13 protein-coding genes are annotated in these 10,821 nt (G+C 53.9%); 3 read left to right on the forward strand and 10 right to left on the reverse strand.

Going from position 1 to position 10,821, the window contains the following annotated elements:
* Positions 1 to 13: 13 nt before the first annotated feature.
* Complete coding sequence (locus AC0JZ1_RS09480) at positions 14 to 913, reverse strand: hypothetical protein (RefSeq protein WP_471882132.1); 900 nt, start codon at positions 911 to 913, stop codon at positions 14 to 16.
* A 777-nt stretch (positions 914 to 1,690) separates the two neighbouring features.
* Here AC0JZ1_RS09480 and AC0JZ1_RS09485 point away from each other — a divergent pair.
* A complete protein-coding gene (locus AC0JZ1_RS09485) occupies positions 1,691 to 2,494 on the forward strand; it encodes a hypothetical protein (RefSeq protein WP_471882133.1) in 804 nt (267 codons plus the stop codon).
* Positions 2,495 to 2,628: 134 nt separating this feature from the next.
* Here the strand turns inward: AC0JZ1_RS09485 and ftsZ are convergent, their stop codons facing one another.
* The 4 genes from ftsZ to AC0JZ1_RS09505 all read right to left on the reverse strand — a co-directional run bounded on the left by ftsZ (position 2,629) and on the right by AC0JZ1_RS09505 (position 5,728).
* Positions 2,629 to 3,606, reverse strand: a complete 978-nt coding sequence (ftsZ, locus tag AC0JZ1_RS09490; protein WP_471882134.1) for a cell division protein FtsZ — start codon at positions 3,604 to 3,606, stop codon at positions 2,629 to 2,631.
* A gap of 248 nt (positions 3,607 to 3,854) precedes the next feature.
* The gene (locus tag AC0JZ1_RS09495) at positions 3,855 to 4,493 is read right to left on the reverse strand and encodes an outer membrane protein (protein WP_471882135.1); all 639 of its coding nucleotides are present in this window, start codon (positions 4,491 to 4,493) and stop codon (positions 3,855 to 3,857) included.
* Between the two features lie 211 nt (positions 4,494 to 4,704).
* On the reverse strand, positions 4,705 to 5,124 hold the full coding sequence (locus AC0JZ1_RS09500) for a c-type cytochrome (protein WP_471882136.1): 420 nt from the start codon (positions 5,122 to 5,124) through the stop codon (positions 4,705 to 4,707).
* A 118-nt stretch (positions 5,125 to 5,242) separates the two neighbouring features.
* Complete coding sequence (locus tag AC0JZ1_RS09505; RefSeq protein WP_471882137.1) at positions 5,243 to 5,728, reverse strand: hypothetical protein; 486 nt, start codon at positions 5,726 to 5,728, stop codon at positions 5,243 to 5,245.
* Between the two features lie 468 nt (positions 5,729 to 6,196).
* Between AC0JZ1_RS09505 and AC0JZ1_RS09510 the strand changes: the two genes are divergently transcribed.
* Positions 6,197 to 6,517, forward strand: a complete 321-nt coding sequence (locus tag AC0JZ1_RS09510; RefSeq protein WP_471882138.1) for a DUF1883 domain-containing protein — start codon at positions 6,197 to 6,199, stop codon at positions 6,515 to 6,517.
* Between the two features lie 28 nt (positions 6,518 to 6,545).
* Here the strand turns inward: AC0JZ1_RS09510 and folK are convergent, their stop codons facing one another.
* From folK to folP, 3 genes are read right to left on the reverse strand one after another with little or no spacing between them, the layout of a single operon-like run.
* A complete protein-coding gene (gene folK / locus AC0JZ1_RS09515; protein WP_471882139.1) occupies positions 6,546 to 7,064 on the reverse strand; it encodes a 2-amino-4-hydroxy-6-hydroxymethyldihydropteridine diphosphokinase in 519 nt (172 codons plus the stop codon).
* Between the two features lie 13 nt (positions 7,065 to 7,077).
* Positions 7,078 to 7,443, reverse strand: coding sequence for a dihydroneopterin aldolase (gene folB / locus AC0JZ1_RS09520; RefSeq protein ID WP_471882140.1), 366 nt, complete (start codon positions 7,441 to 7,443; stop codon positions 7,078 to 7,080).
* Positions 7,440 to 8,312, reverse strand: a complete 873-nt coding sequence (gene folP / locus AC0JZ1_RS09525) for a dihydropteroate synthase (RefSeq protein ID WP_471882141.1) — start codon at positions 8,310 to 8,312, stop codon at positions 7,440 to 7,442. Before folP ends, folB begins: the two co-directional genes overlap by 4 nt.
* A gap of 107 nt (positions 8,313 to 8,419) precedes the next feature.
* Between folP and AC0JZ1_RS09530 the strand changes: the two genes are divergently transcribed.
* Positions 8,420 to 9,043 (forward strand): DUF922 domain-containing Zn-dependent protease, encoded by a 624-nt coding sequence (locus AC0JZ1_RS09530; protein WP_471882142.1) that lies wholly within the window; start codon positions 8,420 to 8,422, stop codon positions 9,041 to 9,043.
* A gap of 587 nt (positions 9,044 to 9,630) precedes the next feature.
* Here AC0JZ1_RS09530 and AC0JZ1_RS09535 read toward each other — a convergent pair.
* Together AC0JZ1_RS09535 and AC0JZ1_RS09540 are read right to left on the reverse strand one after the other, a co-directional pair.
* Entirely contained in the window at positions 9,631 to 9,951 is a 321-nt protein-coding gene (locus AC0JZ1_RS09535; protein ID WP_471882143.1) for a 2Fe-2S iron-sulfur cluster-binding protein, read from the reverse strand.
* Between the two features lie 132 nt (positions 9,952 to 10,083).
* Positions 10,084 to 10,452 (reverse strand): Hpt domain-containing protein, encoded by a 369-nt coding sequence (locus AC0JZ1_RS09540; protein WP_471882144.1) that lies wholly within the window; start codon positions 10,450 to 10,452, stop codon positions 10,084 to 10,086.
* Positions 10,453 to 10,821 lie beyond the last annotated feature (369 nt).

The raw sequence follows: 10,821 nt of genomic DNA on the forward strand, positions 1-10,821 counted from the left end.
TGTCAGTCTTTGCTCACAGTGAGCAGGTCCGGCGTGCCTCTTCTGGCAGCTCGGATCTCGTGGCCTCGATAAAGGCAGGCATGGCGGAGGTGAGCGAACGCCCCTCTTCAATCAGGCGATTGACCGTGCGTATGCGCACATCATCCATATCCAGATCAGCGGCTTCCCCCAGCGTGGCGGAGAAATTCACGGCAATACGATTGAAGTCCTGGATCTTTTCGTTGATGCGCGAATTGGCGGCCTTTGCATGGGCAATGGTCAGCTCTGTCTTCGTAACGACATCGCGAATTTGCTGGTATTCCTGCTGAGTTTCAGCCAACTGCCTGTTGCTTTGTTCAAGGCGTTGCTGGACCTCATTAAGCCCGTTTTGGGCCTCACGAAGGCGCGGCTCTGCTGTACGCAAATCAGCTTCGGCATTGTTCATCCAGCCAAAACCGATGACCGCCTCTTCACCGGCTTTGCAGATTCCGGGCAGGAAAAACAGAACATCGTTGCAGGTTTTCAGCCGCGCTGCCTGTTCATCCCGCTCCCGGCGCGCCTGCTCAACAGCCGCCGCCCGCATAGCCATGTTGAGGCTCTCCTGCTGGAGAAGCACCGTGTGACTTTGAAACTCCTGCTGTAGCTGGGCTACCCGAGCTTGCGTGGCATTTTGCCGATTGAGTGCTTCGCCGAGCGCCAATTCACGTCCCGATACGAATTCCTGCTGCTGCACAACGAATGCTTCCAGGCAGTCCGCTTGAGACGTCAGCCCCTTGCGGCCCTCTTCCACCCGTTGCAGCTCCGATTTGAACTCTTCCAGCTGCTGCGCGGAGAGAGGCTCTGCATTTGCCAAACGGCCCGCAGGAAGACCCCAGAAACCTGCCTGAAAGGCAAGGGACGCAGTTGCCAACAATACATATGATTTCAAACGCATAGATTGACCTCGGAAATTTGCAGTGGCGAACTGACCTTCTCGAATTCAGGCAGCAATCGACACCTCGGGCCGCGCTGCGGCAGGACCGATAAGCTTCGTTAAAAATGAGAATTCCGGTTTGGTGAATTGTGGTGAAGCACCGGACGACAACGTTCCCCTTGCTCTTCTGATTAAGAAACAAGCTGGACGTTAATCGTGAGATCGGCCCTCGCTCCGCAACTCATGAGGGAACATTCGCTGAAAGTTTTGACTTCAAACAGTGCAACAAATTGCACGCAATTTTGTACAAGTTATTGGACGCACGCGGTGCTCTTCGCCTTGTCGAAGACGAGGGCTTATCGAGAGCAACAGCTGGCTAGGGTCTCGACCGAGAAAGCAATCGACAAGGTTGCGCACGCTTGTTGCGAGAAACCAATTCTTCACAACAGAGAATTTTAAACGACGATGAACTTATTTATCTAATTGTTTTTATTTATTATTTCAGCATATTTAATTGCGCGCGCGTGCACCTGTTGATGGGTTAGTTCCCCACAAATCCTCGATGAAACTCGCCAAGAGCAAAAAAACTCGAATGCATTTTTCGAGAAATTCTGTAGCACCCTCACACAAATTTCTTGTATTGGGGTAACTAATAATCGCACATCAGGTTCATACAAGGATGCTTGGTGATTCAATCATTAGTTACAATGCCGCCTCATTCTTCACCGAGAGTTACTCAACTTATCAACGTAGATATATCTTTAGAACCTCGATATGTTTCATTTGGAATTACTTCCTATGGTCAATAGGATTCTCATTGATCCTGCCTTTCAATCATCCGTGGAAATGATCTGCAGATCAGTGCCAAAAGTCTTCAAATCTGAGCCCCGGCTTGTTCGCGCCGTGGGCGACTTCGGCGCCATGGCTGTGGTTGTTTCAGCAACGGCCTTAGCCTCTGAGAATGAAGGGGTTTTCACCTATTCATCTACCCAGTCCCTGATTGTAAAACGCAAATGGGCATCCACTCGGCGTGTCAGAGCCATTTTTGAATGGCTGGAGTGGGAGGAAACAATCACGAGATCTGCCCAATCTGGCGACCGTAGAATGAAGCCCTTATCCGTCGTCGGCTGGCTTCAGGCAGGCATTCAGGCCCTCGCTGTTGCCTATATTGAGGCGGCACAGCCATGGCAGCAGGTCGACAAGAACAAACCACCCAGAGATCGTGCGATGGATGCCGAAAAAATAGTCGTCGGGCTCTATAAGCTCCTGGCTATTGTGGCTGGGCCGTTCCTGGTTAGCGTCGAGACGCGATTATTTGCCAGTCATGCTGCCGGATACCCTCTTCTGTTGGATCTAATTGCCAATTGCATGGCCGCAGGTTGGCCGGCTTCTGGCGTCCTCTTTTCCCGAAAGTCGCATGCAGAATCGTATAATGTCAGCCGTGCGCACATCACGAAAATTTTCGCAAAGGCTGAAGAAGCAGGCATCTTGTCCCGGACGGAACGAGATATGAAAGTCAGGCCAAGCCCCTCACTCAAAGGCAACGTGTTGCGCGACATCGCATATCAATTTGCATCCGTCCTATGGATGCTGAAACGCTGAGAATGCGCCGACATTGATACGGCAGCGCACCTTTACAGTCGACAGAAGTTTATAAGGACACCCGCGCAGAGCGCAAAAAGAAGCGGCGGAGCCGTTTCCAGCCCCGCCGCAAAGACATCACCTATCCGCGAAAATTATTCCGCAGCGAGTGGCTGGCCTTCCAGACCCGTTGCCACGACCGACACACGGAAGCGGCCATCGAGGTTACGGTCAAAGATAGCGCCGACGACGATATCCGCCTCATCCTTCACTTCGTCGCGAATGCGGCTTGCCGCTTCATCCACTTCGAACAAGGTCATATCCATGCCGCCGGAAATGGAGATGAGTACGCCGCGTGCGCCGCGAACGGAAATATCATCCAGCAGCGGGTTTGCGATGGCAGCTTCTGCCGCCCGCATGGCACGGCCCTGGCCTTCCGCTTCGCCCGTGCCCATCATTGCGCGACCCATGCCGCGCATGACGGATTTCACGTCTGCGAAGTCGAGGTTGATCAGGCCTTCCTTGACGATGAGGTCCGTGATGCAGCCAACGCCTGCGAAGAGAACGCGGTCTGCTGTCATGAACGCATCGGCAAAGGTGGTTTTTGCATCAGCAATGCGGAAGAGGTTCTGGTTCGGGATAACGATGACAGTGTCTGCCGCCTCGCGCAGTTCCTCAATGCCAGCCTCAGCCGTGCGCATGCGGCGATTGCCCTCAAACGCGAAAGGCTTGGTTACGACGCCGACCGTGAGAATGCCTGCCGCGCGCGCCGCACGTGCGATAACAGGTGCCGCCCCCGTGCCGGTGCCGCCGCCCATGCCAGCCGTGACAAAGCACATGTGCGAGCCGGAAAGATGATCCATGATCTCATCGATGGATTCTTCCGCTGCGGCGCGGCCGACATCTGGCAGCGAGCCAGCGCCCAGACCTTCGGTTACATGCGCACCCAGTTGAATACGGCGATTGGCACGCGAGGTTGCCAGCACCTGCGCATCCGTGTTGGCGGCAATGAACTCCACGCCCTGAAGTTCTTCTTCAATCATATTGTTGATTGCGTTGCCGCCTCCGCCGCCAACACCGATGACGGTGATATGCGGCTGCAATCCTGAAATGCCGCTCCTGGGGTCGGTCATTGTTCTCTCCATCAAAATCTATGCTGCGCACCAAATAAGGAAAAAGGCGCTGCGAATCGCGCGGCAGACTAGCATACGTGTGATGTCCTTGCCGGGCCGAAGTAACGGATCTGAATCTCTTCGTGACCCGACATTCTGTAGTTCCATGTTCTGAGAATTAAGGCCTTTTGTGGCTCAAAAACGCCGAAAAAACCAAAATGGCTCCCCCAGCAAATGGGAGAGCCACATTATCGACCCGATATCGGTGATTAGAAGTGGTAGTTCAGGCCAGCCTTGACGGTGTGGTCATGAACATCACGCTCGGAACCAACGCCATTATTGAAGCTGCGAAGGTTTGGCGTGCCGGTGTAGTTGTATTCCACCTTGGCGGAAATCTTCTCGTTCAGCTTCTGCTCAACGCCAACACCTACGATGTAACCTGGCTTCCAGCCATCCGGACCGGCAACGCCGCCGTTATCGCGGAAGTTGGTCATGGCGAGACCAGCGGTACCGTAGATGAGGGTCTGGTCCATCGGCACACCTGCCTTGGCCTTCAGGCCAAGACGATGACGCTCCTTCAGATCGCCGCCGGGAACGCGAACGCGCGCATCGCCGAGGTAGGACAGCTCGCCCTCACCACCAATAACGACACCACCAACATCAGCGTTGTAGCCGCCTTGTATTCCGGCATCCACGCCCTTGCCGCCAGCGAATGGATTGATGCGGCGCGAAACGGAGCCGACATGTCCACCGACATAGGCACCATCCCACGTACCGCCAGAACGAGCTGGCTCATTATAGGTCGGCGGCTCGGAATAATTGGTAAGATCAGCTGCCGAAACAGAAGTAGCGGCAACGGGGGCGACGAGGCTGGCAAGAACTGCCAGAGCAAGCTTATTCTTAAACATGTCTAACTCCATACACAGCCTGCATGCGGCCAATGCGCAGGCGATCACCGGTTCACACCCCGAATGCATTGCGTTGCAAACCTTGCCCCTCAGCAACGCCACATTCGGTGCCATACCGATAGCATTCTCACGAAGTTATAAACGCATCCTTAACCAGACGCCGTGGCGACCGAATAATCTCCCTGACCCTAATCACGCTGGCGTGAGAACTTCATGGATTTGATTTCAGGAACGCGATGACATCGTCGATCTGCGACTGAAACCAGAAGCCAAAGAAGCGCATTGAGGTGCCCGGCACCTTCTTCTTCGGGCTGGAGAGAAACTCGGATAGAGCTTTCTCATCCCAAGCCAACCCCTCTTGGCCTGCCTTTTTCATAGCCGCGGAATAGCTATAGCCGGGGAAGCTTCCTGCCTGCCGCCCGACGACACCCTTCAGGCTTGGACCAAATCCGTTACTGTCATTGTTGATTGCATGACAACCGGCACATTGCTGGAATGTCTGCTTCCCCTTGGCTGCATCTGCCGCCAGGGTTGAAGTGCCAGTAGCCAATAAGGGTAGAAGAAGTAACGTTGCAGCGTTTAATCGTGTGCGGAGATAACAGAAATTGCGAACTGCGATGAGCTTGATCATACAGCATCATCGCGGAATTTTCGCTGATACGAAAGGCCTGGTGCGCAAGCATTACAAAGCAACGCCCATCCTGAAACCAAACAGGATGGGCGTTGAATTGAAGTCACCTATAGGCGCATTACGCCGCAGCTTCCGCAGATGCTGCTGCTTGAGCGTCACCCGAGGCTGCCGCTGATGCCGCCTCTGGCTGCTCTGGCTGTGGTGCCTCGGCCTTCTGGTCCATTGGGCCCTTACCGCCACAGCCACCCATGCCACCCTCAGGGCCACCAGGTCCCATCATACCAGGAGGCATCTGCATCTGGCCGCCTTCGATCCCAGGCATTCCGCCCATGCCAGGCATCCCGCCCTTACCGCCCATACCCGGCATACCGCCAGCAAAGTGAGGCATGCCGCCGCCGAAATTTTGGGGCCAGGCCTTGCCACCGCCGCCCATTCCCAAGTCCCCATGACCACCCATGCCGTGCGGACCCTTCATGCCTTCGGGGCCTTTCATGCTTTCAGGACCCTTTGGACCACCGTGGCCGTGCATACCGCCCGGCTGCATGGACGGGCCAAGCCCCTGCATGCCACGACCTTCTCCACCTGCTGCTTTTACTCCAACCATTTTATTCCCCTTTAAGATACACGCAATAACAATTGGCTTTAACGTGATCATGATGGACAAAAACAGCAGTACTAGTCAATTAATTTTTTATTAATACCGCTTTCATGAAAATAAGATTCAATCTTATGCTTCATTGTGGAACAAGCATATCTTTGTGTATTCACGAATATATTATTTTATTAACCTATCAACTAAGCTGGAAGTTCACTACTTCCCGGGTGCCGAACCCCGCGCCATAATAAAGAAATCCCGCCGAACCCAAAGGGTTCGGCGGGGCCATGACTGGAGATCATGTGTATTGTTGAGAGACAATTCTGCAGGGGAACGGACTGTCTCTTGAAGCAAGCTGATCGAGGGAAATTCACTTGCCTTGCCGATACAACGACAAATGACGTGGTTGGTTCCACTGATCCTTAACCTGGTGCTGGTAGATTAATGCCGCTTAATTCACTGATGCCGGAGTTTGGAATGGCAGGCCCCAATTTTCGTTTCACGCACTACGACCTCAAGCAATTGCGGGCGGGCACGACGATTGAAGTTTCTCTCAATGCGGTCAACAACGTACGCTTGATGAATGCCAGCAATTGGCAGCGCTTCAATGAGCGTCTCGATTTCAAGTATGTCGGAGGCGTGGCCAAGAAAGCACCTGTGCGTCTGGTCATCCCGGAAGATGGTCACTGGCATCTGATGGTGGACGCAGAGGGCCATCACGGACTTGCAGATTCATCTGTGAAGATGATCACACCCCCTGCAAACAGCATCCCTTCGCCAAAACAGAAAGCCTCTTGACCACCGACCGCACCGCCGGGGGCGACGATTAGCCCTTGGCCTCGTTCGCTTCCTGGCGCCGCCACCACTGCCCATCTTCAGAGAAGGTTGCTATACCTGTCGCATCGGCCTGCCTCGCCCAGGTGGATACGGATTGACCATCGACAAGAAGATCGGGCGCAAGCTCATTCAGCGGCAATAGAACGAAAGCTCGCTGTGTCATTCTTGGATGCGGCACCTGCAGCCCTTCACTTTCAATATGATGATCGCCGTAGGTGAGAACATCAATATCGATGGTACGAGGCCCCCATCGCTCCAATCGCTCTCGTTTCATGCTCTTTTCAATGGAAAGGCAAAGCTCCAGCAAGCTTTCCGCCGAAAGAACCGTTCGCAAAAGCGCGCAACTATTATAGAAGTCCGCCTGATCGAGCTTGCCCCAAGGGGGCGTACGGTAAAGGCGCGAGACGGCCAAAATCTCACAATCTGTTTGAGCATCCAGCGTATTCAATGCCTGCACCATTGCCTGCACCGGATCACCAAGATTGCCGCCAAGGCCGATCGCAGCCATGACTGCTCCATTCTTATGGACAGTGTTCAACACGCACCTCGACATAGTCCAAAATCCCCGGGATCGGTACGCTTGGCTTGCGAACCGTAATCGCCGCACGCTCAATCATCGGAAATTTCTGGCACAAAGCCAGTGCGATATCGTTCGCAAGCGCCTCAATCAGTGCGCGGCGCGTTTGCGTCACCACCTGTTCAATAACCGAGAAGGCATGGCCATAATGCATGGTGGCATCCAGCTCATCATTCGTAAGCGCGGCACCAACCGGCACGTCCAGTTCCGCGTCAACAAAGAAGCGTTGACCAAGAACAGATTCCTCCTTCAGCACGCCATGACGCGCATAAAAGGCGCAATTCTTGAGGGTAATCCTGTAGGTGCTCACTGCACATTCTCCAAATTTTCGCGTCGGGCGGCCAGTATCGCATCAGCCATTCGCAGAGCATCGCGATTGACGGCTACATTATGAACGCGAAATAGAGAAGCACCCGCAAGGCGAAGGGCTACAGTTGTAGCCGAAGTTCCGACATCCCGTTCACTGGCGGCCTCGCGGCCAGTCACATGACCAATGAACCGCTTACGTGATGTGCCGATCAAAAGAGGCCGCTCCAGCGAAGCAAGCTCGTTGAAACGCGCCATCAACGCCAAATCCTCATCTCTATCCTTCGCAAAGCCGAAGCCAGGATCGAAAACAATGTTTTCCGGCGGAATACCAGCCTGCAAGGCGACAGAAAACTGACGCTCGAAGAAGAAACGTTGATCTGCCACCACATCCGGCAGCTTCTCATCTTCCCTGCCACGCCCGGTGTGCATCATGATCAGGCCGGCGCCGGTGGTCGCTACCACATTCGCCATAGCCGGATCGAACCGAAGCCCATAAACGTCGTTGATGATATGCGCACCGGCTTCAACTGCGTTTTGCGCGGTTTCGGCGCGATAGGTATCTATTGAAATGAGAGCATCCGTCTTGCCGGCCAGTGCACGAATGACAGGCAACACACGCGCCTGCTCCTCTTCTGGCGTCACGGGCGTTGCGCCGGGTCGCGTGGATTCTCCGCCAATATCAAGAAGGGTTGCGCCCTGCTCCACACAATGCAGAGCATGCTCAACCGCGGCGTCCACAGTGTCATGCAAGCCGCCATCGGAAAAGGAATCCGGCGTCACATTGACAATAGCCATAAGATGGCCGATTTCGCCTAAAATTAGGTCTCTGCCGCCGCCCACCTGCCAGCGGCTGTTGCCGGGAAATATCACGTCTGTCCCAATTGGCTCGAGTAACGAAGATTTTCGCAAACTCCTTGTTGCGATGCTAAGGGCTATGCCCCAAGCTTGGAACAACTGCAATCTCCACAAGGTTCATAATGTTCCCTGCTCGCCGCACCCCTTGCGTTTTCGGCGCAATTCTTCTGGCGCTTCTGTTTCCTGGCATGGGAATGGCGGAGCCGCAGATTGTCAAAACCTATTCCTACTTCTCCATCGGCGGCAAAACGGCTGACGATCTTGACGCCGAGCTACAAAAACGCGGGCCCCTCACGCGAGCTACGGGCTATCGTCATCCCGGTGCAACGGAAATAAAGTTCGGCGGGGAAATAACCTATATGGAAAGCGAAGGCCGCTGCTCTGTTGGCGATGTGAAAGTAACCCTTCGCACCCAGATTACCCTTCCGCGCTGGAAAAATAGAAGACGTGCCGATGCGACCCTTGGGCTGATTTGGGACACGTTGTCGGCGGACATCAAACGACATGAAGAGCGACACGCGGAAATCGCGCGCGGTTACGCCAGGGATCTTGAACGAAAGCTAAAGGCCCTTTCCTCCCGCCGCTCCTGCAAAGACATGGAGACTGACGTGAGCCAGTTAACGCGGCAAATGATTACTGAACACGATAAGGATCAGCTGCGTTTCGATACCGTGGAATCGCAAAACTTCGACGCGCGGATGATGCGGCTACTTCGCCACCGCACAGGTACAATGGTCAAAAATTGACGAAAATCAGGAAATTGGGGCCGCGAATCGCAACTAAGGCTTGCGTCAAGCTTGCGGCACCTACTGTGTTTTAGTGATAAAATCTCGTAATGGAACAGGCCAGCGTTTTACAGTACATTCCAAAGCACTGAAGGAGACAGAACGAGGCCTCCGGAAGTTCAGGTTACGTTGTCGCACATGTGGCGGCATGTGCGACAACGACCTATCAATAGCGTCGTGTACAATGCGAATAAAAACTAAGCATGGGCACACCCGAACTGCCCGAATACTGACACCGCGCATGCGACATCACTGAATAGACTGTAAAGCATCCGAAACACGAATAAAATTCTACAGTCCATCAACATGGCGGCGTTGCTGGAACATGCATGCCCGTGAAAGCTTCGCACATTAGAATTCTATTGCGGCTCTGGCTTGCTCCCGATGGAGCGAGCAGACCTCTGAGTAAGCACAAGGTTCTCCCGGCGTATTGAACCGGTCGCAGACGTTTCCTCCCTCGTCTGCGAATGGATACGCCCGCCTCAGCCTCGCCTGCGCACATCGCTGCGGCGAGGCGCTTTTTTTGTGCTACCACAAGAGAAAAGTCGTCATCCCTGCCGCTCAGGAACGGAAACAACAAGTCCTTCCAGTTCTGGCGTGACTTTGATTTGACAGGATAGACGGGACGTCGGCCGCACATCGGCAGCAAAATCCAGCATATCTTCTTCCATGGCAGCCGGACCACCCACGGCGGCTGTCCATTCATCGTCAACATAGACATGACAGGTGGCACAGGCGCATGCGCCGCCACATTCGGCATCGATGCCCGGTACGGAATTACGAACCGCGTTTTCCATAACAGTTGAGCCCGGCTGAGCGTCAATGTCGAAACGGGTGCCGTCGAAGGCAACGATGGTAATCTTGGTCATGATGTCATCCCGAGAATGCAAACTGTAAGTGCGGCGAAGTCTTCCGACAATTCGCCGCGCCAGTCAACGCGGAGGATGAGGCAAGCTCCTGTCATCCGATGTTGAATCACATCCACCGGACAACAGAGGCCATCAGCGCATCAGTTTCAGAATGAAGTTTTCCGCCTCAATGACGGCAGAACCAAGAGCAGCGAGACTGGCCGCCTCTTTCGGGTTGGTTTCAAGCGCTTGCGCCTTAGCCGCTACACTAAATGCACCTACCGCGCTTGCAGCACTTTTCAGACGATGTGCAATAGCTGCACGATCGGCTTCTGCGGCCAAAGACAACTCCTGGAGAGCCCCGCGCGCCTGACGCATATAAAGCTGTAGGATCTCTGCTTCCAGAGATTTGTCGCCCATGGTTTGTATGGCGAGATGGGCGAAATCAATTGGTCGCACTGTGCTCATGAGCTCGGTTGTTTCATTGCTCGGCACCTCGAATGCAATATTCAACTTGGCCATGGGCCTGTACCTCTTCCTGCCAGTAGAACGCATGACGCGCCAATCTGACGCTTCATCTATGGTCATCGGGTTTAAATTCGGCACAATCACGGCTTGATTTCTAGTGTTATGGTTAATTTTCGCTAACTTGGTTCAAATACAAGCGAATTCGAGACAGACGCGGTTTAAAAATTGTTAACAACATAGACGCATCTGGCCGCGCCCGATTGCCAGAATTGTGTCAGGACAGGGAATGTGCCACTACAGTACGATTGAAACGGGTGTGGGTAGATATCTATTTCCGTGGAGAATGGTCGGGTAAGCCTTTTTTATGACCTGTTTGCAAGGAAGGCAGCCCGATGTGAGAATAGGTGACACTACGTTATGAGA

The organism is Affinirhizobium capsici (assembly GCF_977018625.1).